This window comes from Ancylobacter sonchi (assembly GCF_018390695.1).
GTDB classification, from domain to species: domain Bacteria; phylum Pseudomonadota; class Alphaproteobacteria; order Rhizobiales; family Xanthobacteraceae; genus Ancylobacter; species Ancylobacter sonchi.
In genome coordinates this window covers 130937-154362 of record NZ_JAHBGF010000020.1, presented here as the reverse complement: position 1 = coordinate 154362, position 23426 = coordinate 130937, and the positions used below count along the sequence as shown (strand labels likewise).

At 63.3% G+C, this 23426-nt stretch carries 27 protein-coding genes and 1 tRNA gene; 22 read left to right on the top strand and 6 right to left on the bottom strand.

Annotated features, from left to right (window positions below; translation table 11 throughout):
- Nucleotides 1–134: 134 nt before the first annotated feature.
- The 4 genes from KHC28_RS11395 (at nucleotide 135) to KHC28_RS11380 (ending at nucleotide 4536) form a co-directional block, all read left to right on the top strand.
- On the top strand, nucleotides 135–989 hold the full coding sequence (locus KHC28_RS11395) for a helix-turn-helix domain-containing protein (RefSeq protein ID WP_214008475.1): 855 nt from the start codon (nucleotides 135–137) through the stop codon (nucleotides 987–989).
- Nucleotides 990–2230: 1241 nt separating this feature from the next.
- Nucleotides 2231–3388, top strand: coding sequence for a tyrosine-type recombinase/integrase (locus KHC28_RS11390; RefSeq protein WP_214008474.1), 1158 nt, complete (start codon nucleotides 2231–2233; stop codon nucleotides 3386–3388).
- Nucleotides 3389–3529: 141 nt separating this feature from the next.
- Nucleotides 3530–3745 carry a helix-turn-helix transcriptional regulator gene (locus KHC28_RS11385; protein ID WP_214008473.1) on the top strand — a complete coding sequence of 72 codons (216 nt, stop codon included), beginning with the start codon at nucleotides 3530–3532 and terminating at the stop codon, nucleotides 3743–3745.
- Entirely contained in the window at nucleotides 3745–4536 is a 792-nt protein-coding gene (locus tag KHC28_RS11380) for a hypothetical protein (protein WP_214008472.1), read from the top strand. Before KHC28_RS11385 ends, KHC28_RS11380 begins: the two co-directional genes overlap by 1 nt.
- A gap of 47 nt (nucleotides 4537–4583) precedes the next feature.
- Here the strand turns inward: KHC28_RS11380 and KHC28_RS11375 are convergent, their stop codons facing one another.
- Entirely contained in the window at nucleotides 4584–4832 is a 249-nt protein-coding gene (locus KHC28_RS11375) for a hypothetical protein (RefSeq protein ID WP_214008471.1), read from the bottom strand.
- Here KHC28_RS11375 and KHC28_RS11370 point away from each other — a divergent pair.
- The 13 genes from KHC28_RS11370 to KHC28_RS11310 all read left to right on the top strand — a co-directional run bounded on the left by KHC28_RS11370 (nucleotide 4816) and on the right by KHC28_RS11310 (nucleotide 16938).
- The gene (locus KHC28_RS11370; RefSeq protein ID WP_214008470.1) at nucleotides 4816–6525 is read left to right on the top strand and encodes an AAA family ATPase; all 1710 of its coding nucleotides are present in this window, start codon (nucleotides 4816–4818) and stop codon (nucleotides 6523–6525) included. The genes KHC28_RS11375 and KHC28_RS11370 overlap by 17 nt on opposite strands.
- A 143-nt stretch (nucleotides 6526–6668) precedes the next feature.
- Nucleotides 6669–7082 (top strand): hypothetical protein, encoded by a 414-nt coding sequence (locus tag KHC28_RS11365; protein WP_214008469.1) that lies wholly within the window; start codon nucleotides 6669–6671, stop codon nucleotides 7080–7082.
- 313 nt (nucleotides 7083–7395) lie between these two features.
- Nucleotides 7396–7797 carry a hypothetical protein gene (locus tag KHC28_RS11360; RefSeq protein WP_214008468.1) on the top strand — a complete coding sequence of 134 codons (402 nt, stop codon included), beginning with the start codon at nucleotides 7396–7398 and terminating at the stop codon, nucleotides 7795–7797.
- Between the two features lie 24 nt (nucleotides 7798–7821).
- Nucleotides 7822–8586, top strand: coding sequence for a hypothetical protein (locus KHC28_RS11355; RefSeq protein WP_214008467.1), 765 nt, complete (start codon nucleotides 7822–7824; stop codon nucleotides 8584–8586).
- A 322-nt stretch (nucleotides 8587–8908) separates the two neighbouring features.
- Entirely contained in the window at nucleotides 8909–9763 is an 855-nt protein-coding gene (locus KHC28_RS11350) for a hypothetical protein (RefSeq protein WP_214008466.1), read from the top strand.
- A gap of 169 nt (nucleotides 9764–9932) precedes the next feature.
- Nucleotides 9933–10373: a hypothetical protein gene (locus KHC28_RS11345; RefSeq protein ID WP_214008465.1), complete on the top strand. Its 441-nt coding sequence runs from the start codon at nucleotides 9933–9935 to the stop codon at nucleotides 10371–10373.
- 9 nt (nucleotides 10374–10382) lie between these two features.
- On the top strand, nucleotides 10383–11006 hold the full coding sequence (locus KHC28_RS11340; RefSeq protein WP_214008464.1) for a hypothetical protein: 624 nt from the start codon (nucleotides 10383–10385) through the stop codon (nucleotides 11004–11006).
- 2 nt (nucleotides 11007–11008) lie between these two features.
- The gene (locus tag KHC28_RS11335) at nucleotides 11009–12661 is read left to right on the top strand and encodes a phage major capsid protein (protein WP_246564696.1); all 1653 of its coding nucleotides are present in this window, start codon (nucleotides 11009–11011) and stop codon (nucleotides 12659–12661) included.
- A gap of 125 nt (nucleotides 12662–12786) precedes the next feature.
- The gene (locus KHC28_RS11330) at nucleotides 12787–12939 is read left to right on the top strand and encodes a hypothetical protein (RefSeq protein WP_214008462.1); all 153 of its coding nucleotides are present in this window, start codon (nucleotides 12787–12789) and stop codon (nucleotides 12937–12939) included.
- Entirely contained in the window at nucleotides 12932–13192 is a 261-nt protein-coding gene (locus KHC28_RS11325; RefSeq protein ID WP_214008461.1) for a phage tail assembly protein, read from the top strand. The genes KHC28_RS11330 and KHC28_RS11325 overlap by 8 nt, the downstream gene beginning before the upstream one ends.
- Before the next feature lie 132 nt (nucleotides 13193–13324).
- Nucleotides 13325–15595, top strand: a complete 2271-nt coding sequence (locus tag KHC28_RS11320) for a phage tail tape measure protein (RefSeq protein ID WP_214008460.1) — start codon at nucleotides 13325–13327, stop codon at nucleotides 15593–15595.
- A 1-nt stretch (nucleotide 15596) separates the two neighbouring features.
- Complete coding sequence (locus tag KHC28_RS11315; RefSeq protein ID WP_214008459.1) at nucleotides 15597–15872, top strand: hypothetical protein; 276 nt, start codon at nucleotides 15597–15599, stop codon at nucleotides 15870–15872.
- 76 nt (nucleotides 15873–15948) lie between these two features.
- Complete coding sequence (locus tag KHC28_RS11310) at nucleotides 15949–16938, top strand: phage late control D family protein (RefSeq protein WP_214008458.1); 990 nt, start codon at nucleotides 15949–15951, stop codon at nucleotides 16936–16938.
- Nucleotides 16939–16946: 8 nt separating this feature from the next.
- Here the strand turns inward: KHC28_RS11310 and KHC28_RS11305 are convergent, their stop codons facing one another.
- A complete protein-coding gene (locus tag KHC28_RS11305) occupies nucleotides 16947–17315 on the bottom strand; it encodes a DUF6173 family protein (RefSeq protein WP_214008457.1) in 369 nt (122 codons plus the stop codon).
- 76 nt (nucleotides 17316–17391) lie between these two features.
- Nucleotides 17392–17709, bottom strand: a complete 318-nt coding sequence (locus KHC28_RS11300) for a hypothetical protein (protein ID WP_214008456.1) — start codon at nucleotides 17707–17709, stop codon at nucleotides 17392–17394.
- Between the two features lie 135 nt (nucleotides 17710–17844).
- Between KHC28_RS11300 and KHC28_RS11295 the strand changes: the two genes are divergently transcribed.
- Complete coding sequence (locus tag KHC28_RS11295) at nucleotides 17845–18228, top strand: DUF2513 domain-containing protein (RefSeq protein WP_214008455.1); 384 nt, start codon at nucleotides 17845–17847, stop codon at nucleotides 18226–18228.
- Nucleotides 18229–18281: 53 nt separating this feature from the next.
- On the opposite strand, the gene KHC28_RS11290 is transcribed toward KHC28_RS11295, so the two are convergent.
- On the bottom strand, nucleotides 18282–18719 hold the full coding sequence (locus tag KHC28_RS11290; protein ID WP_214008454.1) for a hypothetical protein: 438 nt from the start codon (nucleotides 18717–18719) through the stop codon (nucleotides 18282–18284).
- 122 nt (nucleotides 18720–18841) lie between these two features.
- Complete coding sequence (locus tag KHC28_RS11285) at nucleotides 18842–19183, bottom strand: hypothetical protein (protein ID WP_214008453.1); 342 nt, start codon at nucleotides 19181–19183, stop codon at nucleotides 18842–18844.
- Between the two features lie 79 nt (nucleotides 19184–19262).
- On the opposite strand from KHC28_RS11285, the gene KHC28_RS11280 reads away from it, so the two are divergent.
- The 3 genes from KHC28_RS11280 (at nucleotide 19263) to KHC28_RS11270 (ending at nucleotide 21856) form a co-directional block, all read left to right on the top strand.
- Nucleotides 19263–20402 (top strand): site-specific integrase, encoded by a 1140-nt coding sequence (locus KHC28_RS11280; RefSeq protein ID WP_214008452.1) that lies wholly within the window; start codon nucleotides 19263–19265, stop codon nucleotides 20400–20402.
- Between the two features lie 378 nt (nucleotides 20403–20780).
- Nucleotides 20781–21308 (top strand): hypothetical protein, encoded by a 528-nt coding sequence (locus tag KHC28_RS11275; RefSeq protein WP_214008451.1) that lies wholly within the window; start codon nucleotides 20781–20783, stop codon nucleotides 21306–21308.
- Complete coding sequence (locus KHC28_RS11270) at nucleotides 21305–21856, top strand: hypothetical protein (protein ID WP_214008450.1); 552 nt, start codon at nucleotides 21305–21307, stop codon at nucleotides 21854–21856. Before KHC28_RS11275 ends, KHC28_RS11270 begins: the two co-directional genes overlap by 4 nt.
- Nucleotides 21857–21974: 118 nt before the next feature.
- On the opposite strand, the gene KHC28_RS11265 is transcribed toward KHC28_RS11270, so the two are convergent.
- Nucleotides 21975–22059, bottom strand: a tRNA-Leu gene (locus tag KHC28_RS11265).
- 280 nt (nucleotides 22060–22339) lie between these two features.
- Between KHC28_RS11265 and KHC28_RS11260 the strand changes: the two genes are divergently transcribed.
- On the top strand, nucleotides 22340–23365 hold the full coding sequence (locus KHC28_RS11260) for a complex I NDUFA9 subunit family protein (RefSeq protein ID WP_214008449.1): 1026 nt from the start codon (nucleotides 22340–22342) through the stop codon (nucleotides 23363–23365).
- Nucleotides 23366–23426: the final 61 nt, after the last annotated feature.

Sequence of the window (23426 nt, the reverse complement as noted above, 5' to 3'; positions counted from 1 at the left end):
CCACTGCTGACTATTTTATGAGCTTTTTGGAGATTGCAGCGTTACACGGCAGTTTCGCCTGTTCCATCCAAATCATATGTGCTATCTGACGCAAGTTTATGCGCTTTCCGCACCAATTCGCTTCGGAGTCCGGCATGGCCGATATTGCGACGCGCTTCCGCGTGCTGTTGGCGGAACGGCAGGCGGACTATCGCGCCAATCTCCAGTTCTGTTGCGATCACTATCGTTCGGTGTCGGACGTATGCCGGCGCCTGAAGATCAACCGCCAGCAGTTCAACCGCTATCTCGGCGGGACTGCCGTGCCCTCGCGCCACAATCACAAGCGCATCTGCGATTTCTTCGGGCTGGAGGAGGACGAGCTCTTCACGCCACACGAGGCGTTCGCCGCGTCGTTCAAGCGACGCGTAGGTTCCCAGCCGGCGATGTCGGATACGAGCCTCGCCCTTCTCCAGAAGCTGACCGGCGGCGACGCTGAGGCCCTCGCTGAGTACCAGGGCTTCTACTTCCGCTATTTCTACACCTATCTCGGCGTGGAGCGGATCAAGCGCGAATTAGTGCATTGGCGCTTCGAAAAGGGCACCTTCCTCTCAACGGTTAAGCAACGCTACCTTGGCGATGACGAGACCGGCGACCCGTCGTCGCTGTTCATCACCTATCGCGGCATCGTCAGTTCCCTCGGCGACCGCCTCGTCACCATCGATTATCACCGCGATTCAGATCGTGAAGTCTCGATGACGATCTTCTATCCGAAGGGCCGCATATTGAAGCGCCTCGACGGCGTGATGGTCGGCGTCAGCCATGGTTCCGGCCGCTCGATCGGCGCGGCGCGGGTCGTGATGGAGTTTCTCGGCACCGAGATCGACATCCGCGCTGCCCTGAACCGGCTAGGGACTTTCGAACTGGATGAGGCGTCCATTCCCGCCGCGATCAAGAAGGCCGTCCGCAACGAGATGCGGCCGGGCGAGACACTCTTCCTGGCAAGGACGTGACATGCCCCCGCATGCCGCTGCCTGACGAGTAATCGGTTGATCCGGCAGAATGCCGACATGCAAAGCCGGCTGAAGCGCGCTTGAAAACGTCGCCCGGCATTTCCGTACATTCTGCCAATGCGCCGATGTTTTTCGCGCACCGTTTCGAGCTGCCAAGGCCGAGGTCCCACGCCAGCAGCTAGACGAGCGTCCTTAAGACCCAACACGTCCTCAGGGGTGATCCGGGAGGCGTCGTCGTGGCCAACGTGCTCGATAAGGCGATCCATGGCGCTGCCATAGGCTTGATGCGTCTTACGGGAGAGGCCGGCCGCTTGCGCCTCCTGCCACCAGCTATCCACGAGGCCACGTATGGAGACCGCCTTGCCGTCTTTGGGGGCTGGAGAGGGACGCTTGGGCTGTCCCGTAGCCGGAGACGCGGAAGCCTCCTCCCAAGCCGGATAGCGGGCGGCAAGCTCGTCGGGACCGTAATCGAACTCAGATCTTCGCTGGAGCGTTGAAGCGGCATCAGCGATGGCTCGGCGCATGCCCTGCATCAGGGCCATCCGGCTCTGTTCGTCGACGATGATCGCCTTCTCGGCTAGAAGCTCGTTAACGAAAGGGGCCATCTCCTTTTCCAAGAGGGCCGGATCATCGGCAGCCTTCGCCATAACGTCTTGCAGCTTCTGCCACACGGCTCCCGAACCCGGCTCATCCTCCCAGCGGACCATCCCGGCGCGGTACCATTCGCCAGCAAGGGCCGTCACTTCGCGACGGGTGAGCTGCCGGGCGCCCTGTCGGAGGCTCGCGTAGAGCCGCTGTAGGTGCGCCTCTGCGATGCCTGAGCGGCTTTTGGCGATGGCGGGATAACGGGTACGGAGGGAGAATTTCACCTCGGCATTCCCCACCGTAGCAAACACCACGTGCTGGGGATCGGGGCCTTCAGCAGGGAAGCGGATAACGACGGAACAGCCATCCGCCTTGCCAACGACATCGGCAGGGACACGCTTTCGGAAGGCGATGAATGAACTGTCCTTACGGCGCATTGGCCGGGTCATCCTGAGAACCATGTGTACCGCCCGTGTGTACCGGTCGGCGCATCAGAAAGCCTGATTATTCAAGGTTCTCAGCAAAATCAACGCTCTAAGAGAGCGATGGTGCCCAGGAGAGGAGCCAACATATTGATTTGTAAGGTCTTTTATTGACACTAGACACACCAAAAGACATCAGTGACGATACTATGGTTATGGCATCGGGACTCGACGATGGCACGGAACAAGCTTTCGGATGCTCAGGTTAAGGCGCTCAGCCGTCCGGGGATGTATTCCGACGGCGACGGCTTGTTCGTGAGGGTCCGCGACGGCGGTTCGAAGCAATGGTTCTTCGTATATCGACGGGGAAGGACTCGAACCGAGATCGGCCTTGGCGGATACGGTCAAGGCACGGCGCCAGTGTCCGTCAAGCTGGCTCGCGAGAAAGCCGACGTCATTAGGGACCAACTCGCCCGCGGCGAAGATCCCCGACCGGGTAAGCGGAAGGTTACGACATTCAAGAACGTCGCAGATGACACGCTGGCAGTTAAGGATGCTGCGCTTAAAAACGCTAAGTCACGCTGGCAATGGCGCCATTCGCTCGAAGTGCAGGCCGAGTTGCTGCACGACAAGCCGATCGCCGACGTAGGCGTCGACGATATCGTTACGCTGCTCTCGCCCATCTGGCAGAAAACGCCCGAGATCGCCGACCGGCTGCGCATGCGGGTGGCCGCAGTCATAGATCATGCGCGCGCACGTAATCTCTATCAGGGTGACAATCCCGCTCAATGGACCGGTCGCCTCCAGCACCTGCTGCCAGCCAGAAAGAAGCTGACCCGAGGTCACAACGCGGCGGCACCCCATGCGCGCATCCCGGCGATAATGGCGGCCCTGCGCGCGGCGAAGGGCACCGGAACGCGCGCCGTCGAATTCCAGGCACTGACCGCCGCCCGTGCCGGCGAAGTGCGCGGCGCGACATGGGACGAAATTGATTTCGACGCCGAACTTTGGACCGTGCCGGCCGGCAGGATGAAGATGAAGCGCGAACACACCGTACCGCTCACGGGCCGCGCGCTCGAGATCCTTCGGGAGCGCCAGCAGGTCGCCCGAGGGCCGCTCGTCTTCGAGGGCGAGAAAGCCGGGCTTCCGGTCAGCGATACCGCAATGGTCGTCGCACTGCGGCGGGCCAGTGGCGATAAATCTACAATAAATGGCCTTCGATCCACCTTCCGAGATTGGTGCGGCGATGCCACCGAGTTTCCTCGGGAGGTGGCTGAGGCTGCCCTCGCGCACGCCGTCGGCGATTCCGTTGAGAGGGCCTACCGGCGCGGCGACGCCCTGGCGAAGAGGCGGCTGCTGATGGAAGCGTGGGCGGACTACTGCTCTTCCTGACGATTATGTGCGTCGCGTCGAGTTTCTCCCGCTTGGGCACATAGCGCTGCGGCTGGGTCGGAGTTACCTTATTTGACGTAACGGGCGTCAGTGCTCGCACTAGCAACCCTCCCCTACCACCTCCCAAGATGGGAGTAAAGTATGCCGGCTAACGATAATCGCGCTCGCCTGATGAGCGTGAACGATGTTGTACGCGAAATCGGCCTTTCACGTGCCGAACTTTTCAAGCGCAGGGCGGCAGGCACCTTCCCCGCAGCGGTTCCCTTGGGGGATCGCCGCATAGCGTTTATCCGCACGGAGGTCGACGCATGGATTGACGCCCGCATCGCCGCGCGCGACCTGCGGAGCGCGGCGTGATGGTGAACTTCAATCGAGAATATGCCGCCTACCGGTGGTCGAAGCTGACGCCAGACGAGCAGGCCGAACGCTTCCGCAAGGACGCCATTGCCTGCATCGTCTCCCGACATGCCCGGCTCCGCGCCGAAGGCATGTTCCACGGCAATTCCGACGACCCGATGGATTGGCACCTGAAGGCTATCGACCGATTCATCGACCTTGTGTTCGTCCAGGTTCGAGATGACGACGAGGCATGTGAAGCGGCAGCCAGTCTTACCTGGACGGTGGACGGTGAATGCCGGGGTCAGATTCCAGACTTTCTGCTTTACATGCGGGCCGGTGGTCCGCGCGTGCGGGCTGCGCTGTTGAAGGAAGGGTTCGTCGCGGGCAACGCGGTCGGAGCACTCTACGTTAATGCCACGAGCAAGGTCATACTTCGGGAGTATTTCCGAGAAGCCGGACACGCCCTTCTGATGGACGAGGAGGAGATGGCTACGATGGCCGCGCTCCGAACAACCGGGACAACCGTCAGGATCTATCGCGGAACGGGAAGGCCTGCCGAGGTGACGAGCGCCCGATGCCGAGGCATGTCCTGGTCGCGCGACAGAGCGACCGCAGAGCGGTTCGCGAACGGCAACGCCTGCGGAGGCAGCTGGGCCGCAGTTCTGACTTGCGATTACCCGGTAAAGCACATTCTCGCCCTGTGGGAGACATCCGGCCGGGAGTCGGAGGTGGTCATAGATCCCGCCAAGGCCAGGAACATCACCGAAGAGCTGCACGCCTACGTCGAGCCAGCAGCCCGCGCCGCCTAACCACCTGCCCAAGCAGCCGCCCGCATCGCGCGGGCACCACTCACCCCCTAGGGGACTCCACCATGCACATAGTTTCGGCCCGCCGCGCTGCGGCGGGATCGCGCGCGCTCGCCGTCGTCGATGTCGATGCCGGCGGCCTGCGCGTATTTAACATAGAGATCTGCCGCGGCTCGGACGGCCGGCTGAGGGCTTGGGCGCCCCGCCACCGCGGCGAGCACGTCGCTGCGTTCACCGTGGACGTCGCAGACAAGATCGGTCGCGCTGCCTTGGCGGCGCTGGATGGCGGTGCCGCGCATGCAGGCTAATTCCGCAGAAGCCGAGGTCATTCACCTCCCGCAGCGCGCCGCCATCTTCGGCCGGGTGCGCCAGATGCGGACCCAGCTGTATGGAGACATAGCGCTCTTCCCCGTCGCGCCTGACGGCTCGCTCGATACTGCCGCGATCGATACCGCCGGCTTCGATTTCTACACGGGTGATCTAGATGCGCTGCCGGCCGGGGAAGAGCGCCGACTCGGCGTGCTGGTCGATACATTCAAGCGCTTCCGGCCGGACGCTCCCATCGGCGTCCGCGTTGCGGTACTGGATCGTGGCGGCGACGTGCAAATCCAGCAGATTGATTGTCTTGACCCATTTTCAGCAGCCGTAGAGATGGTGCGAAAGGCGGTCCGTACCGGCCAGCCGTTGCGTGAGCGCCAAGAGCGGTCACGCTCGCTGGCTGGTGCGCTTGCTACGGCGGCGCCAGCTTCCCCGGAGCGACCTGCAGAGACGTTCGACGAGATCTGCGCGCGGGTGGAGAGGCAACATCCGAACGCCTCAGATAAGCTCATCGAGCGGATGGCGCGCCGGGAGATGGAAACGACTCCGTTGCAGCCCTTACAGGTTCCCCGCGAAGCCGCTGACGATATCCTGCATCGCCTGCCAACGCTCGACCCCGCCGCCTGGGCCGGGCAGCCTGTGCCAGAGCGGGAATGGTTCCTGCCCGCCCTGATCCCCGCCAGGCAGGTTACCCTCCTGACCGGCGACGGCGGGACGGGCAAGAGCTTGCTCGCACTCCAACTCGGCGTCGCATCGGCGTTCGGCGTGTCAACGGCAGGCCTTAGTCCCGCAGAAGGCAAGGTGCTGTACGTCGCGGCCGAGGACGACATCGACGAGATCCACCGGCGCACCGTCGACATCGTCGAAGCGCTGGGCGGCGATCTGGCCGACCTTAGCGGCCAGATGCTGATTGCACCGCTCGCCGATCAGGACGCCACCCTTGCCGCGCCGGGGCGAGACGGCACGCTGCTGTTTACTCGGCTCCACGCGGCCCTTGAGCGGAAGGTGGCGGAATTCCAGCCTGACTTGCTCATCCTAGACACGGCAGCCGACCTGTTCGCGGGCGACGAGATCAAGCGGAACCAAGTTCGGAATTTCATCGCGGCGCTGCGGAAGCTGGCCCTTTCCGGCCCGGCTGTGCTGCTGCTCGCGCACCCTTCGGTGTCGGGGATGCAGAGCGGCACCGGCACGTCCGGCAGCACGGGCTGGTCGAACAGCGTGCGGAGCAGGCTCTATCTGACCAGGCCGACGGGCGAGGCCGCAGACCCCAATGTCCGCGAGTTGGAGGTGATGAAGGCGAACTACGGCGCCGTCGGCGAGAAGATGCGCTTCAGGTGGGAAGCCGGCGCTTTCGTCGCGGACTCGCCGCTGGAGCCCGCAGCGCTGGGGTTGGTGCACCGGAGGCATGACGAGATCTTCGTGGAGCTCCTGTCGGCGATCAACCGCACAGGGCAGCGCATCGCCTCAACGAAGGGCGTGAATTACGCGCCGGCAGTGATGGCGGACCATCCGCAGGCAGGCGGCACGACCAAGAAGCAGTTCGAAGCGGCCATGCAGCGGCTGCTCGTCGATGGCACGATCAAGGTAATATGGGAGGGGCCGCCGTCGAAACAGCGTCAGCGGCTGATCGTCTCGGCCGAGGATTTCGGGCCGGATCGCGGGGCGGTTGAATAGCTTCCACCCCACCTTCCACCCCTGTTCCACCCCCTTCCACCCCCCTGTTCTTCCACCCCCCTTATACCCCCCGGCGGGGTGGAACCCGCTGGAAGGGGGTGGAACCCCGTCCGCTGGAACCACCCCTTAAGTGGAGTAGAAAGATGACCGCCCGCGTCGATCCATTGAACAAGGTACTTCGGCACGTCTCCCCGGCCGGCGAGTTGGGCGTGATGCTCCGGTGCCGACGGTATGCAACCGACCCCACCTTCCGCGCGGATGCCGACGAGGTGCTGCGACATGCTGGGCTAGTGGACATCGCCAGCGCTGTGCTGGTGGACGGCAAGTCGCTGGAGGAGGCCGGACGGGACGCATCCGGCTATTCCACCCGCGTGCAGGCTGTGGCCTTCGCCACCGGTCAGCTGGCGGCGGCTGGCCGGCTCTTGGCGTACGCCGCCAGCCAGAGGGCGCAGGAGCGGTCGACGATGGCCAATGCTGCCCGGCGGATAGCCCGGCTGGAACGGGACATCGCCCTGCGAGACGCAGCTTTGAAGGCCCGCGCGGCAATACCTGCGTGATTTCCCGCAGCGTATACAAAACCGGGCTTGGGCGCGCCGAAAACACCGAAACAAACGGGTATATATAGAAGGGTACTTCTTCGAAGCCTTCGGTGAGACTGACGGGGCAGTCAGGTTATGACGCTGACCTAGAAGTCGAAGGACAGTTGTCCCGGCCACGAACGGTGGTGAGCACGGACATGCTCCATCCGTCGGAATCGCCAACGGGTATAAGCCCGCACGGCGACCAACTTCAGCTTCCTCACGGACGCCTCCATCATCAAGCGGGTGAGAGCCCGCTGCTCAAGCCCGGACAAACCGGACCTTCTCGCATGTGAGCACGACTTACGTCGCCGATGAGTCTATTGCCCCGTCAGTCTCGAATCACATGATGACTGACTTGGCGTTGTTTTCCACCACCAGCCGCCCCGCCCGGGCGGCTTTTTTATTTCCCAACATGAAAGTCGCGCATTGCCGCGACGAGGTTACCGACATGGCAAAATTTGCTTTGTCGTCGGTCGTCGACGTAATCGCGGCGGCCGTCGACATTTCACCCCATCACATCGTCGTCGTCATCCGCCACACCGATGTCGTGCCAGAGCAGGCGGCATCGATCCTCAAGGCCTGGAGGTCTAACGGCGTCATTGAGGAGGTCGAGTATCACGACGATGCCGAACGCAAGGCCCGTAAGGGCGTGAGGGTCGTCGAGGCAAACCGTCCGGGCCGGGCCGCCTAAGGGCTGCGCCACCACCGAAATTTGGTGGCGCATTGGTGGCGCAACGAGATTCAGAATTTCGGCTGCGCCACCACCAAATTGCCCTTAGTAAAAATCGGTGGTGGCGCAAGCGCCATCCACCAATTGCGCTGGTGGCGCATTGGTGGAGCACCGCCGATTGTTACTGCCGGGCAGGAGCAATCATGCCGGCTCCTCGCCAGCCTCAATCAGCGTATCCAGCGTTCTCCGCACAACGCCAGGACTTGCCGCCTCGGCATCGCGGATTTGGCGGGCTTCGTGAATGTCGCGCGGGCTGACTATGTCCTTCGCGGACCAAGTTTCGGAACCGGAAACTTGGTCGCGCTTGCCGCCATGCCTAGGGATTTCCCCCCTCGATTGAGCCGCATCGTATTCATCGGCGAGCACGGCATGCGCGAGCCGATCTGGCTCTACGACGGCAAGATACTCGACGGCCGCAACCGATATCGAGCGGCCATGCAGGCCGAGATGCCGATCGGCACGCAGGTGTACGACGGCGACGATCCGCTCGCCTTCGTGGTGTCGCTCAACCTCAAGCGCCGCCACCTGTCGGAAAGCCAGCGTGCCATGGTGGCGGCGCGGCTGGCGAGTATGCGGCAAGGAGAGCGAACGGACATTGCTCAAATTCAGGCAATGTCACAGGACGATGCGGCGTCCATGTTGAACGTATCCCGGCGTGCAGTGCAAACGGCTCGTCAGGTTCAATCCACCGCCACTCCTGACCTCACCGCAGCCAACGACAACGCCATCGACGTAGAGGAGGCAGCCTAGACCCCCCTGGGTTAGGTACTGGGAACTTATAGGGCATGAGCGGGGACGCGCTACCGCGGGCTTTCCGTCGGTATAAAGTTGCGCTAGGGGGTTCCGCGCCCTCGCACAGAATATAGCATTTTCAACGGTTTTCGACGCGGAACCCCCACCCTGGGGCCTTCCACATGCAAGTCCTGTGTGACTGTCATAATTTTGGGGTCGGTCGATTTTGTGCGTCCCGCCGAGGTTCTCGGCGACGAGCGCGGGCGGGAGGTAGGCCCAAACGCTATATTTAAGTGCGGCCCACCAAGAGGCCGTTCCCACATCATCATGGAGACCGCGCATGATCGTCCACCTGGACGGCAGGACCGCACGCTCGCCTGAAGAACATCGCCACATCGTGGCCGGGTGCGGCACGTCCACCCGGCAGAGGCTCGCGTGGCCGACGGCAGAGCGACTGCGGAATGACCGCCCCCGCCTCGGACTGCTGGTCTGCTGGCGAGACCTGATGAACCCACCCGCACCGGCACCGACCGTGGACCGTGCCGACGACTCGATGGCGCCGCCGATCTATCGGATCGACAGGCCGGATGTAGACGAACTGCTCGAGGCGGCTGGCCGCGGCCCCTACGTCGTCACCCGCCGCGACCGTCGCTGGCGCTGGCGGCAGCCCGTCCGCCACCCCGCCGGCTGGTCGGTGGAGGGCACCACCGTTCGGCTCGGCGAGCTCATATTCGAAGCGGGCAGCCTCGCGCGCTGGGGAGCCGACAAGCGCGGTCGCTCGCTGACTCCCTTCGAAAAGGTCACCGCTGCGGCCTACGGTACCCGCCACGTGGCGCCCGGCTCGCGCTGGCGGAAGGCCGCGCACGGTAGCGCCGACGGCGTAGAGCATGGCATTGGCGCGGTGGCCGTGGTGGACGAGCCGGATGCAGGGTGCGAACTGCGTATGGCCAGCAGCATCGAGGCCAACGCCGCCCGCCGCGCAATCGGTACCCGGCATTCTGCGGTGCTCGACCTGGCCATATCCTCGGCCACCGCTCGCGAGATCGGCGACCAGTTCGGCGCGGCCGGCAAGACCGCGGAGCGATGGGGCATCCGCATGGTGAATGAAGCGCTAGACGCGTTCGGAGTGTATTCACTCACCCATGAAGCCGCGAACGACAATATTCCGGCCGGTGTGGTGAAAGAAGCGGCCTGAATTGTCCCTAAACTGTATTTCGAAGCACTTATGTTGAGGGACCTTCGGAGCGGTCGGTCACTCATCTCCTCGACTAAGTCGCGGCGCCGGTCCTAGACGGCGACCGCGGCTTTTCTTTTTCACTCTTCCTTGCGGGCCGTCGCGGCTCGTCCCTCACAATGGATTCATCATGACCGACGACAGCGCAGTCGTTCGGGTCGACCTTGCACGCCCGCCGTGGCTGCTCGATCCGGTCATCTCCATCGGCGATGCCGCCAAGCTGCTTGATCTTCCCGAGAACACTCTTAGCCACTGGTTGGCCATGGCTAAAGCCCTAGGCGTGCCGCTTCATCAGAAGATCAGCGGCTCCCGCCGGCTGACGCCGCACAGCGTGTACGTCGCGGGCGTGCTGGCTTCACTATATCGAGCCAGGTTTCCCGCCTCTGACGAGGTGTTCATCGGCGCCCACCGCGCCACCCACCGGGCGGGCGTTCCGGTGCTGCCGCATCTGTTCGAGAGTGTCGATTTCTCCCATTCCAAGGCCGACGGCAAGCCGGTCGCTCGAGCTCTGGTCGATCTCTCGGCGGTGTGGCTCTCGCTCCAGTCCGACCTCGAGCGGCTCGCCACATAAGGATCCAACATGCTGGGGAAATTATTTCGTGGCGCCCCCGCGCCATCAGCAGACCTGCGTGCAGCGCTCGCCGCCATAGATGAAGCCGCCCTCCGCGCCGCCGTCGATCATGCGGAAGGTGCCTATCGCGCTGCACTTCTCGGCGACGACGACCGCGCCATCGCCGAAGCTGACACCGGCCGGGATCGCGCCCGTCGCGACTTCGACAAGGGCGTCGCGCGTGCCGAGGAACTGAAGCGCCGCCTCGCCGAGAGCGAAGCAGCCGAGCGCCGAGAAGCCGCCCGTCAGCGCGTCGCCGAGACCACAGCACGCCGTGACGATCTGGTCCGCCGTTGGAACACCGATGGCGCCAAGGCGGCCAAGCTGCTGGCCCCCCTCGCGGCCGACCTGGCGCTGGTGGAGGCCGAGATCGAGCGGCTGAACAGCGCCCTGTACTCGGGCAGCGACGCCGAGCTCGCCGAGGCTCTGGGTGCCGGAATCAAGGGCGTGCGCGCCACGCTGTGGGGCAAATACTTCGCCGGCAGCGGGTATTCGATCACGAACCTCATCGCCCTGCCGCCGACAAAGCAGACCGCGCCGATCGGTTGGCCGGCATTTGAAGACACCACGGCCAACCCGACGGTTGGAGGATGACAATGGATAATCGAGCAAATTCAGGCGGGGAGTTCCGCGCCGCCTCCTACGATGCGGGGTCGAACACAATCGAGGTCGTCTTCGCCACCGAAGCGCCTGTCGCACGTGTCCTGCCGGACGGCACGCCCTACTGGGAGATACTCTCCTGCCAGCAGGGGCATGTCGACCTGGCCCGCCTCAACGCCGGCGCGAGCCTGCTCGACAACCATGACATGTTCGGCGGCGTCGACGCTGTCATCGGCTCGGTCGTGCCCGGCTCGGCGAGGCTCGAGGGGCGCAAGGGGGTGGCGCGCATTCTGCTGTCGAGCGCGCCGGGGGACGCCGATCGGGTGCAGAAAATCCGGGACGGCATCATTCGAGGCGTGTCGGTTGGATACGGCAAGACTGAGTTCCAAATGGACGCATCCGGCGCCGACGGTTGGCCGGTGCGGCGTTTCACTCGTTGGGAGCCTTGGGAGATTTCAGTGGTGACGGTGCCCGCCGATCCCGGCGCGCACGTCCGGTCGCTCAACGGCGAGGCGATCGAGGTGCGTGTCCTCCGCGAGGCTGGCGAGCGTCGAGCCGAGTTCGTCGAGAATGCCCTCCTGCATCGCATCGACCCGGCTAATCCACTCACAGATGGCGGGCGCGAGTATCGCGGCATGTCTCTGGTCAGCATCGCCAGGGACTTCTTGCAGGCCAACGGCGCCGACACCCGAGGCAAGAGCCCCCACGAGATCGCGGGCCTGGCGACGCAGCGTGGCTACAACGGCACTACTGACTTCCCGACGATCCTCAGCAACGTCGTGAACCGGACTCTGCGGCGGGCATATGAAGCCGCTCCGGCGACGTGGCGTCCGCTGGTCAACATCGTCTCGGCGCCGGATTTTCGCGAGCTCGCCCGAGTGGCGGTCAGCGATGCGCCGCCGCTGGACCGCATTGGGGAGCACGGCGAATACGAGCGTGCCCGCCTGAACGATGGGGCCGCAGAGCGCTACCGCGTCGCGAGTTATGGCAAGATCGTCGCCATCAGCCGGCAGGCGATCGTCAACGACGACCTCAACGCCTTCGGCCGGCTCGGACAGATGTTCGCGCAGCAGGCCGCGCAGCTGGAAAGCGATCTGATTTGGGCTCAGATCCTGGGCAACCCAGCAATGGCGGACGGGCATGCGCTATTTTCTGGGGCTCACGCCAACCTCGCTCCGGGCGCCAATCTCGACGAACTCGCCCTCAAGGTGCTGCATGCGCGGATTCGAAAGCAGACCGCACCCGCCGGGCAACCGCTGAATTTGAGGCCGAAGTACCTGATCGTGCCGGCCGAGCTTCAGACCCGCGCCGAACAGCTGCTGAAAACCGACTTCCGGCCCGCTACTGCTGCCGACGCGCTACCCGCTTCGCTGCGGCAGCTTGAGATCATTGCCGAGCCGAGGCTGGACCTGGGCATTTCCAATCCCGCCGTGGGAGCACCGATCGCCGGGAATGCCGGCCAGTTCTTCATGGCCGCGGCGCCGGGGGCGATCGACACCGTCGAAGTTGCATATTTGCTCGGCGAGCGCCGGGTGCAGCTTGAAACCCGCGTCGGCTTCTCCATCGACGGCATAGAATTCCGCGCCCGCCTCGACGTGGGTGCGAAAGCTATCGATCACCGCGGGCTCGCGAAGAACCCCGGCGAGTAATTCGGGGGCACCTCCATTGAGGGCCAGCCGGCCCGTCCGAGAAAGGCAGAGCGCCTCGCTGCCCCCTGAAGGTCAATAGCGTCAAGGCTGTCGTGGCCGGCATTCACTTCACCTAGGAGCTCACCATGCCCATCCCCACCGCGGCGCAGGCCGCGATCGACCGAGCGCGCCTCGCGCTTGAACCCGCCCGGCGCTTCGCCGCCCGTATCGACGCCATGCCCGCCACCCGCATCTGCCGCGCCGTCGCGGCGAAACTGAAGGAGCTGACCTATGTCTGAGCTCGTCACCGTCGAATTGTCGAAGCCGCTCGAGCACGAGGGCAAGACGTACAGCCGCTTCACCTTCCGCGAGCCGGTGACCGGCGACTACGCCGCGTCCGATCTGGTGAACGGCGAGTTCAATAAAACCCTTGCGGTGCTTGCCCTGATGGCCGGCAGCACTCTGCCCGTATTCCAGAAGATCCCTATGCGCGACTTCAAGAAGATCAGCGCGGCGACTCAAGGTTTTTTGTCCGAACTGGCGGCGGAGTAACCGAGGCGGTCGCCTTCGTTTCTTATCAGCTCTCGACGTCCGTCGATGTCGTCGAGAGCTGGCCGATCGATAAATTTCAGCGATATCTCGCGGCTGCTGAGAAGCTGTGCCGCGCCATAAATGGTGCCGGTGATGGCAACTCTCGAAAGTAAACTCATTGTCTCGCTGATCGACAAGATCAGCGGGCCGATTAAAGGCGTCAACGCTGCTGTCGGCCGGATGCAATCCGCCATTGCTGCCAACAACCAGAAGCTGTCTGTCGCCCGTGGGCAGATGATCGACGCCGCCGCGGCGGGATGGGTGCTGTACGAGGCGATCAAGGCTCCGACCGAGGCGGCCATCGCCTGGAACGACGCGCTCTCCGACATCAAGAAGGTGGTCGACTTCCCGACGCCCACCGGACTCCAGGAGCTCGGCGCCGTCATCCGCGACATGTCGCTTCGGATCCCGATGGCGGCGAACGATCTGGCCAAGCTGGCGGCGGCGGGCGGCCAAGGCGGCATCGCCACGGCCGACCTCACTAAATTCACGGAAATGGCCAGTAAGGTCGGCGTCGCATGGGACCTGTCAGGCCAGGAAGCGGGTCAGGCGCTCGCCGAGCTCAAGACGTCCACCGGCCGGACGCTCGACGGGACCATCAAACTCGCTGACGCGATCAATTATCTCGGCAACAACACCGCTGCCAGCGCCAGCCGCATCCTGGACTTCACTCTGCGCGCGGCCCCGATGGCCCAACAGTTCGGCTTCACGACGGAACAGGCGGCCGCGCTCGGCGCCGGAATGGAGTCCGCCGGCTTCCAGGCGGACGTTGCGGCTACTAGCTTTAACAACATGGGCGCCGCGCTTACGGCCGGCGAATCGGCGACCAAGTCACAGCTTGGCGCCTATAAGCAGCTAGGCCTCGACTACCGCAAGGTAGCTAAGGGGATGCAGAAAGATGCCGTCGGCACGATGCGCGACGTCTTCGCTCGCATCAACAAGGTGAAACCGGAAAAGCGAGCCGCCCTGATCAGGCAGCTGTTTGGTGCCGAGGCTCGAGCGCTTACCCCGCTCATCACCAACGGCAAGCTGCTCGAGGAAGTCCTCAGCTATATAGCCGACGAGTCGAAGTACGCCGGATCGGCCCAGCGCGAGTTTGAGATCGCCTCGCAGCGGTCGAAATTCGCTCTGCAGATGCTGCGGAATGAAGTCGTCGACCTGTCGGTGGAGATCGGCCAGGCGTTCGAACCGGCGGTGGTGGCTGGCACCGAGGCGCTGAAGCCGTACATCCGGTCAATTAAGACATGGGTGGCAGCGAACCATCAGATGACGACCCGCATCGCCGCGGCGTCGGCGGGCTTCATCGGCCTGAACATCGCAATGACGGCGGCCCGCTATGCCGGCCTGTGGCTCAAGGGAAACCTCCTCATGGCCGCCGCCGGTGGCCTTCGCGTCGTCGCGGGTGCCGCCCGGATTGCCAGCCTGGCCTTCCTTCCCTTCGGCGCAGCTCTCCGTGGCGCTCGAACTGCCATGATCGGCTTTGCGGCAGCGGCCAAGATCGGCGGCATCGGTACGGCCTTGTCGACCATGGGCGCCTCGCTGCTCGGCCTGCTCAATCCTCTGCGGCTGTTCCGGGTGGCCATCCGCGGAGTGGGCATCGCTCTGCGGTTCGCGTTCGTCTCCTCAGGCGTCGGCGCGATCATTGCGGGCATCGTCGCGGCGGGCGTGTTCATTTACAAGAACTGGGACGGCGTCGGGGAGATGTTCTCCTCTTTTGGCAAGTCGTTCATGAACGCTCTCGGACCCGCGAAACCTCTGGTGGAGAAGTTCGCCACGGCGGTTTCGACCATTTGGAAAAAGATCACCGGGCTGCTGGGGCCGATCGATGAGAGCGGCGCCAAATGGCGCGCATGGGGCGAGAGATTGGGCGCACTCGCTGGCGGCGGTGTCGCGACGTTGATCGAAGGACTGTCGAAGGTCGGCGGCTGGCTGTCCAGGCTGATGGAACTGGCCGGGTCTGCGGCGAAGGCGATCGGCAACGTCTTCTCCTCAGGCGGCGGCCCCAACAACGGCTTCTCGCCGCCGGCTGGCGGCTACAAGCCGGACCCCGGCTGGAATGGCATGCCAGGCGTGGGCGCGCCCACCGTCGACGGCGCTCGTGCTGCAGGCGGCCCGGTGTCGGCCGGGCGGACTTATTTGACCGGCGAGCTCGGGCCAGAATTGTTCACGCCGCGGCGCAGCGGCTACGTCCATGACGCCGGTGAGACGGCCGGGATGGCCGGAGCCACCACGATCGAAGTGGGCGGGATTCACATCACAACTGCGCCTGGTCAATCGCCGCAAGACATCGCTCGCGCCGTGATGCACGAGCTCGACGCCAAGCTCGCCCGCCAGCGCGGCGGCGCGTTTGTGAGGACATATTAGAATGAGCGACCTGACCATCCGCGTCAGCAACCTTCGCCCCGCCTATGCTCGCCAGGGCAACACCAAAACCATTGCCGAGTTCGACCTCGAGATCGGCGAGGCCATCCGCGTCAGACGGATGCGTCTCGCTATCGCGACGGGGGCCGGCCACGCCGTCCTGATGCCGGATCGTGTCGGCGCTGGTGCCGTCACCATTGTCGACGAGCAGGTCCGCGCAGCCGTCCAGCGGGCGGCTCGAGAGCTGTTCAACGAACAACGTCCAGGAGCTGCCGCATGATCGCCGCCACCTTCACCGCCCTCGGAATCGTCATCGGCTACTGGCTCGCCCTTCGGGCCGTGCAGGAGCAACGGCCATGAAAACCCCCACAGCCGAAATCAGCGTCAACGGCAAGCCGGTGGCGTCGACGTTCAATGACCGACTCGTGTCGGTGACCATTACCGACAAGGATGGCCTGACGTCCGACTCCATCTCGTGCCAGCTGAACGACGGCAGCCCGTTCGCGCGCATCCCCCGGAAGGGCGACACCATCTCGGCTTCGCTCGGCTATCTCGAAACCGGCGTGGTGTTCTTCGGCGACTACACCGCCGATGACCCGGAGGTTCAGTGCCTCCCGTACGGCATGACCGTCAACGGCAAGGGCGCGAACTTCCGGGACAAGTTGAAAGAGCGCAAAGCCCGGCACTGGGACAACAAGACGGTCAAGGACATCGTCACCCAGATCGCCAACGACAACGGCCTGACGCCCGCGATCGACGCCGAGGTTGGCGCCCACACCTATGAGTGGTTCGGGCAATTGGATGAAGGTGACATAGACGTCGTTGCTCGCCTCGCCGAGCGCCACGACGCCCTGGTGTCGGTGAAGGCCGGCCGCCTGGTGTTTGCCAAGAAGGGCGGCGGCACGACGGCCAGTGGCAAGTCCATGCCCACCATTACGGCGTCGCCGTACAACATTGTGGAGGGCTCCTGCCGCACGACGTTCGCGCTGCGTGAGCGATTCAAGAGCGTGAAGGCTCGCCACCAGGATCGCGCCAAAGCTGAGCTCGTCGAAGTCGAGGAAGACAGCGACGATGAGGGCTCCGCGAGCCTGACGCTTCCCGAGCCCTATGCCGACGAGGCCGAGGCCAAGAAGGCCGCAAAGTCCAAGGCTAGAGACCTAAAGAGCAACACCATCCGCACGTCGGTGACGCTATTCGGTGATCCCACCGTCAGGGCGGGTTGCCCGTTCGTCTATGCCGGCGTCCGGCCTGAGCTAGACGGGCTGCAGTTCATCATCGAGACGGCCACGCACACGATTTCCAAGGCCGGATACACCGTCGACGTCGAGGCGAGGTTGAGGCCCTGAGGGGCGGGTTAGTCGGGGACACCATCTGCGAGGTAGCGACTTAAAGTAAACCCGATTCTCTTCGGAGATTCATTCTTCACCTTTATCGCCACCAACAGAACACTCAGTTGCGAAATATGTTGAATAAGCTCCACGGGATTTCCTTGGGCGTTCTTTCCGTAGAATTTTATGATGTCCGGCCCCCAAAAGCCGACATCATCTATAGCTATGGTTTCGTCGTTTGAGAAATTTACGAGCCTTGCTCCGACCTCCTGATCAACATCGAGTTTGTTCTCGAATTCAACGATTGACCGAACCACCCGCTCGTGCATCCATTTCGCTTTGTTTTCTTTATCTACAACCGCACGCATAAATGTTTCGGGATTAATTTTTGTCATTTCCTGCTCATCCGATGACTTAGACATTCGAGAGCGATGGGCGTGGAGATATTATCTGTAAATTACACAAATACATCTACTCTTCACTGGCTCGCGCCATCTTATCAAAATGCCTGCGAAGCTTCGCGCTATCTACCCGCGAATATCCGTGAAGAACGAGACCAACCATAAACGCTGTGGCGAATTCATCGCTGTCACACCAGGTTTTTTCACTCAATTGACGAGGCCAGGGCCACTCTTCGATTTCCTCAAGAAGTCTATGCTTCTCGGCAACATAGGTGCCATCAAGCGCCTCTATGCCGTCGCTCGTAACGGCCCATTGCTTCCCGCGCCACCAAATGTCACCGAGTTGGTCGCCACGAACATTCACCTCTGACTTATCAAGAGCAATCACTTTGCACTCCCAGTCTCGACGGCAGCAAAGATGACATGGCACATTGCCATTGTCACTATTGAGTCTGATAGTCGGCACGACAAAGAGTAAGGTGATTGGTGATAGCTTTTGGCAACCACGGAACTCGGAGGCTTTATGAAGCGCGATATGGATCTGATCAGGGAATTACTTTTCCGACTCGAGGGCACGTCAAAACCACTTACGACATTTGTATTTTCTTATGGAGACGAAGATCTCAGCATCGATGGAAGAACCCCTGATGAAATTGTAGCTCACGCTGAAATGCTGATTGATGGCGGCCTTATAGAGGCCAGCTTCGGCGCAAGTGGGGATTTGATATTCCGCAAACTTACATGGAACGGGCACGAGTTTTTGTCTGCAGTTCGCGACCAGGAGATTTGGCAGCGCACAAGGGCTGCGGCTGGAAAGGGCGGAGTTGCTACGCTGGATTTCATCTGGGAGATCGCGAAGGCGGTCGGAAAAAAGCAACTTCAGGAGAAGACCGGGTTGGAGTTTTAAAGGTCCGCTGCAGTTGCGAACGCTCCGCGGCGATAGGTGCTGACGGGCGCCATCTACGCCCGAAAATCATCCCAGCGCTTGACGAAATCATCTGATGTTCGCCAGAGCGCCTGAACGAGCAGTGGAGCTCTGGGCGCCTCCACGGCTTCGTCCATTGGGTATCGAAGCGGATATTTCTTGGCCAGCGCATGAAGCCTGCCGAGCGCAAGGACGTACTCTTCGGCTAACAGCGCCGCGTCTTCGATGCCTTCGACGCCGCAATAGCGGTCAGCCTCCAACTCGATTGAGTGGGCGATGTTGGCGTTGATTCGGACATGAATTCTAACCGGCTCGGCCTCCTGCCGTCTCCACATCTGTTCGATGTCGTGACCACCGCGGCCGGTATTGACAGTGCCGCCATTGAACAAAATGGCCGCCTTGAGCATAAGCTCCAACCCGTGGCCGGCAAGATGTAGGGCGGGCAGGTGCAGTATTCGCCCCTTGTCGTGCATTGCCTCCGTCAGTGTGAGGGCGCCCTCAAGGTGCCGCTTAGCGTAGGCTATGTGCTTCCCGGCGGGGGTTCTAAAAAAGCCTCTACCTACCTCATCCTCGTCGTGCACCACTCGGTCCTCCGTCAGGGTGCAGCCTCTTCCGCCTGCCCGTCCCCATCTCCTCGCAGGTGCTCCCCGCCGATGGCCTGATAGAGGTTCCACAGCGCTAACCCCGCCTCATGCGCGAGGGCATACCATTCGGGGTTCGTCAGGATCGAAGGATGGTCGGCCAGGTGTCGCTCAACTGAGTCATTGAACACCGACGCCATTTGCAGCGCTTCATGGCAGCCGAACGTGCCCGGCGCGAAATCTGCGGCGAGCTCCTCCGGCGTGGTCTCGCGCTCCTCAGCAGCAGCGGCCAGCTGCTCGAGCCGGGTCTTCTCGACTTCTTCAGGGGTGTAGGTGACTGCGGGTTTTAAGGGCATGGGGTGGTCCTCTGGTGGGACTTGCTTGGCTGCGCGCGCGTTAGGACCGATGATGCTGCGGCGGTTGATGGAGCTCCCCATGGCCAAGCGCAGCACCCTGCCGAAATACGTCAGCGAGGAGGTGGATAGGAAGACCGGCAAGGTCTATGTCTACTTCCGACGCCGCGGTCGCGCGAAGGTGCGGATGACTGATCCGCCCTACTCAGAGGCGTTCAACGCGCACTATCGTCAGCTACTTCAGCGTACCCCTACGCTAGAGCCAGTCGACCGCAAATGCGAGTCCGTGGGCACCTTTGGCTGGCTGGTCCTGCAGTACTACGGCTCGGCCGAGTTCAAGCGGCTCGACGACCGCACGCAGCGCGTGCGGCGGCAGATTGTAGATTCGATCCTGGCAGAGAGTGTCCCCGGTAGCGATGAGCGGAGGGGTACATATTCGTCCGTTTCGCTTGCCAAATTCACCGGCAAGGCGGTGCGCGCTCTCCGGGACCGGAAGGCATGCGATGTTCACGGAAATCCAACGCCCTCCGCGGCGAACGGTCGCCTAAAAGCGCTGCGCCAAGTCTTTGCCTATGGCATCGACGCTCAAGTGCACGGAAGTTTGCAATCAAACCCGGCGCGAGACGTCCGATATCTGCCCCCTATGCGGCCCGATGGCATACCGGCTTGGACCGACTGGGATGTCTCCCGCTTCCGCAGAACTCACCCACCCGGCACCATGGCTCACCTTGCCCTGCTGTTGTTTCTCGAGTTGGGCCAGCGGATTTCCGACATCCACAGGCTGGGCGCCGACATGGTGCATGACGACAGCATCACATTCACCCAATGGAAAAATCGGCAGCGAAAGCCGGTAACGCTAACTCTCCCGATTGGCGCTGAGCTGTTAGCGGCGCTGGCCGGGGTCCCGAACGAACGCAAGACGTTCCTAGTGAATGATCACGGGCGCCCATTTCCGAGCGCCAACTCGTTCGGCAATCAATTCCGGATCTGGTGCAAGAAGGCCGGCTTGGAAGGCCGCTCCGCGCACGGTCTGCGCAAATACTTTTCAGCGCATCTCGCGGAGCTTGGCGCTACCGATCGTGAGATCATGGCATTCACGGGACATAGGAACGCTAAGGAGGTCGACCGCTACACCCGCTCTGTCAATCAGCGGCGGCTCGCGCGTGCGTTTCACGAGCGAATGGCGGCGAACAAGTCAGAGGGCGATCCAAATATGAACTAGACCCTCTCCGTGTGCCTGTAAGCACCGGCACGCGGCCGCCCCCACAAGGGGAAGCTTGCAGATTCTCGGAATCGGGGTGAAGGTGTCCGTGGGCGTGACAACCCGGACCTGAGATAGACCGCATATTCCCTGGCAGGAATTGCCCTGACGCCTGGCAGCGTTGGGCGGCGGTTAAATATGCTTGCCAGCGATGGCAGGCGACGGACGAGCTTGGCGGCTCGGATCCGACCGGATCAATATTGTCCGGGGTCGGACGTGCTGTCCAGAGGGGCAACCCTTAAAAGCGTTCGGCCAGTCTCTCAGGCTGGTTGTCACCCCCCGGATGCCGACTCTGTCCGTCGGCACGGCCGTGACAAGCCGAAACCTGAGACGCACCCCATGCTTATCCACGAAGACTACGGGCAAGCCCCGCCCGCCGACCGCGCCACGCTGCGTCGCGAGCTAACACAGATCATCGAGCGCGCCATAGAGGCCCTGGACGCCCTGGAGGGCGACGCTGACGCCGAGCAAGAACTCGGCTGGACGCTGAGCGGCAATCAGTACCATGCCCTTGCCTGGTGCACGCTAGATGCATCCGGCACGGCCGAGCCGGACGACGATGGCGGCGGCGACATTAATGACGAGCCACATGACGCCGAAGATGACATGGCGGCCGACCCGGATGCCGCCCACCTGCTGCGCGATGAGTTCTGGTACTCCCAGATCATGAGCGACACCCGCGTCGAGCGTCGCGACGCCAGCAACGCCGCGCTGCAGCAGCTTGCGGACATTACCGGCCAGTCATTCAAGGCCATGCACTGGCCCCTGGTGACGATGCACCCGAAGCGCGCTCCTTCGCGGGAGGGACTCAGCAGAGAGCGCGTCGTCGTGAACGGCATGCCCATGGTGGTGGAGGTGCTGCGATGAACATGCACGTCCCCGCACCCACCCAGCAGTCCGACCACGATGAGCTCGTCGCGTTCTGCGAGAAGATGGGCGATCCGCTCCCGAAGTTCCTCACCATGGCGGACCTGCGGAAGCCCTGGTACGAGGCGGCCGGCTTCCTGCAGATAGAACTGCTCACCTACCAGCAGGGCGAGTCGTTCTACCCCGCGCCGAGCGAGAGCCTCATGGTTGTACTGGGCAAACGCTTCATGCGGAAGCGGAAGGCCTATCGTGCCCTTTGTGAGCAGATGAGCGATCTGTACTGGGAGGCTATACTGACGGCGCACCGAGTGAATGGCGAAATAGACTTCGACGGCGTCGAAGCGATCAAAGCCAAGAACGGCTATGTCTCGGTACGCGACGAACGACGGCGCGTAGAGCCGTGGCTGTTCAAGGAGGCCCGCCGGATCCTGCGGTATCACCCCGCATCGGCCCTGGGGCTCACCCTGCTGAAGGATATCGAGCTCTTCGTGGTCATGTTCGATCGGCCGCCCGTTGGGGCGCGGCCTTCAACCACGGCAGCGGCGTAGCCCCTGCCACCACGCCCCGTCGCGCGTCAGTGCGGCGGGGCGTCACCAAGGGCCGTTATGGCAAATTGCATATTGGATGGCTAAAAGCGACAAAAATCCCAATAAAATCAATGGGATATGGTGCCCAGGAGAGGACTCGAACCTCCACGGTGTTACCCACTGGTACCTGAAACCAGCGCGTCTACCAATTCCGCCACCTGGGCACATGCCTTGCGGCACGGCGGCGAGACATAGTCGGGGGACCTCCTGCTTGTCAACGAGGCAATCGCATCATTCTCGCTTCTCCTGTGGGGAATTTTTCATCCGCCCCTCCCCTCGCCGGATCTTCGCCGCGTCGCCGCGGCAGGCCGATGAGGTGTATGATGAGGACGAGCGGTACCGATGAGGCCGACAGGCCGCCGCGTCGGCCGCTCGGCGCTGGACGCTGGCGCAGCGGCGCGCTAATCGTCTGGCATACAGGATTATCCGGGCCGGGAGAGCACCATGGTCGACGCCGCCACCTCCGACGAGATGCCGCTTCCCGACGAAGCGGAACTGGAGGCGCGTTCCGCCCCCATGGAGCGCCTCGTCACCGTCTATGGCGGCTCGGGCTTCATCGGCCGCCATGTGGTGCGCTCCCTCGCCCGCATGGGCTGGCGGGTGCGCGTCGCGGTGCGCCGCCCGGACCTCGCCGGCCATCTCCAGCCGCTCGGCGCCGTCGGGCAGATCAACCCGGTACAGGCCAATCTGCGCTACCCGGCCTCGGTGCTGCGCGCCGCCGAGGGCGCGGAGGTGGTGATCAACCTCGTCGGCGTGCTGCATGAGGGCGGCCGGCAGAGCTTCGAGGCGGTGCATAATTTCGGCGCCAAGCAGGTGGCGCTGGCCGCCCGCGAGGTCGGAGCGCGGCTGATCCACGTGTCGGCAATCGGCGCCGATCCGAACTCCGCCTCCTCCTATGCCCGCACCAAGGCAGCCGGCGAGAGCGCCGCCCGCGAGGCGGTGCCGGAGGCGGTGATCTTCCGCCCCTCCATCGTGTTCGGCCCGGAAGACAATTTCTTCAACCGATTCGCCGCCATGTCGCGCCTCGCCCCGGCGCTGCCGCTGATCGGCGGCGGCACCACCCGCTTCCAGCCGGTCTTCGTCGGCGACGTCGCCAGCGCGGTGGCCAAGGCGGTGGACGAGATCGCCAAGCCCGGCACGGTCTATGAACTCGGCGGGCCGGAGATCCTCACCTTCAAGCAGCTCATGGAGATCATGCTGAAGGAGATCGACCGCAAGCGCCTGCTGGTGCCGCTGCCCTTCGCCATCGCCTCGCTGCAGGCGCGGCTGCTGGAGCTGCTGCCCAACCCGCTGCTCACCCGCGACCAGGTGAAGCTGCTGGCGCATGACAATGTCGTCTCCGCCCAGGCGATCGCCGAGGGCCGCACCCTCGAGGGCCTCGGCATCCATCCGACCGCGCTCGGCGCCGTGCTGCCGGGCTATCTCTGGCGCTACCGCAAGGCCGGCCAGTTCACCCGCCTCGTCGCCTGAGCCGGCTCCCATCCAATCAAAAGGCCGCCGGAGAGCGATCCCCGGCGGCCTTTTTCGTTCG

Coding starts and splice junctions, on each gene's coding strand:
- KHC28_RS11390 (WP_214008474.1), top strand. CDS start 2,231: ATGGCACGGAACAAGCTTTCGGATGCTCAGGTTAAGGCGCTCAGCCGT.
- KHC28_RS11310 (WP_214008458.1), top strand. CDS start 15,949: ATGAAAACCCCCACAGCCGAAATCAGCGTCAACGGCAAGCCGGTGGCG.
- KHC28_RS11325 (WP_214008461.1), top strand. CDS start 12,932: ATGTCTGAGCTCGTCACCGTCGAATTGTCGAAGCCGCTCGAGCACGAG.
- KHC28_RS11295 (WP_214008455.1), top strand. CDS start 17,845: ATGAAGCGCGATATGGATCTGATCAGGGAATTACTTTTCCGACTCGAG.
- KHC28_RS11290 (WP_214008454.1), bottom strand. CDS start 18,719: ATGCACGACAAGGGGCGAATACTGCACCTGCCCGCCCTACATCTTGCC.
- KHC28_RS11280 (WP_214008452.1), top strand. CDS start 19,263: ATGGCCAAGCGCAGCACCCTGCCGAAATACGTCAGCGAGGAGGTGGAT.
- KHC28_RS11375 (WP_214008471.1), bottom strand. CDS start 4,832: ATGCGCGGCACCGCCATCCAGCGCCGCCAAGGCAGCGCGACCGATCTT.
- KHC28_RS11320 (WP_214008460.1), top strand. CDS start 13,325: ATGGCAACTCTCGAAAGTAAACTCATTGTCTCGCTGATCGACAAGATC.
- KHC28_RS11330 (WP_214008462.1), top strand. CDS start 12,787: ATGCCCATCCCCACCGCGGCGCAGGCCGCGATCGACCGAGCGCGCCTC.
- KHC28_RS11385 (WP_214008473.1), top strand. CDS start 3,530: ATGCCGGCTAACGATAATCGCGCTCGCCTGATGAGCGTGAACGATGTT.
- KHC28_RS11340 (WP_214008464.1), top strand. CDS start 10,383: ATGCTGGGGAAATTATTTCGTGGCGCCCCCGCGCCATCAGCAGACCTG.
- KHC28_RS11350 (WP_214008466.1), top strand. CDS start 8,909: ATGATCGTCCACCTGGACGGCAGGACCGCACGCTCGCCTGAAGAACAT.
- KHC28_RS11380 (WP_214008472.1), top strand. CDS start 3,745: ATGGTGAACTTCAATCGAGAATATGCCGCCTACCGGTGGTCGAAGCTG.
- KHC28_RS11335 (WP_246564696.1), top strand. CDS start 11,009: ATGGATAATCGAGCAAATTCAGGCGGGGAGTTCCGCGCCGCCTCCTAC.
- KHC28_RS11260 (WP_214008449.1), top strand. CDS start 22,340: ATGGTCGACGCCGCCACCTCCGACGAGATGCCGCTTCCCGACGAAGCG.
- KHC28_RS11365 (WP_214008469.1), top strand. CDS start 6,669: ATGACCGCCCGCGTCGATCCATTGAACAAGGTACTTCGGCACGTCTCC.
- KHC28_RS11395 (WP_214008475.1), top strand. CDS start 135: ATGGCCGATATTGCGACGCGCTTCCGCGTGCTGTTGGCGGAACGGCAG.
- KHC28_RS11275 (WP_214008451.1), top strand. CDS start 20,781: ATGCTTATCCACGAAGACTACGGGCAAGCCCCGCCCGCCGACCGCGCC.
- KHC28_RS11305 (WP_214008457.1), bottom strand. CDS start 17,315: ATGACAAAAATTAATCCCGAAACATTTATGCGTGCGGTTGTAGATAAA.
- KHC28_RS11370 (WP_214008470.1), top strand. CDS start 4,816: ATGGCGGTGCCGCGCATGCAGGCTAATTCCGCAGAAGCCGAGGTCATT.
- KHC28_RS11315 (WP_214008459.1), top strand. CDS start 15,597: ATGAGCGACCTGACCATCCGCGTCAGCAACCTTCGCCCCGCCTATGCT.
- KHC28_RS11285 (WP_214008453.1), bottom strand. CDS start 19,183: ATGCCCTTAAAACCCGCAGTCACCTACACCCCTGAAGAAGTCGAGAAG.
- KHC28_RS11270 (WP_214008450.1), top strand. CDS start 21,305: ATGAACATGCACGTCCCCGCACCCACCCAGCAGTCCGACCACGATGAG.
- KHC28_RS11345 (WP_214008465.1), top strand. CDS start 9,933: ATGACCGACGACAGCGCAGTCGTTCGGGTCGACCTTGCACGCCCGCCG.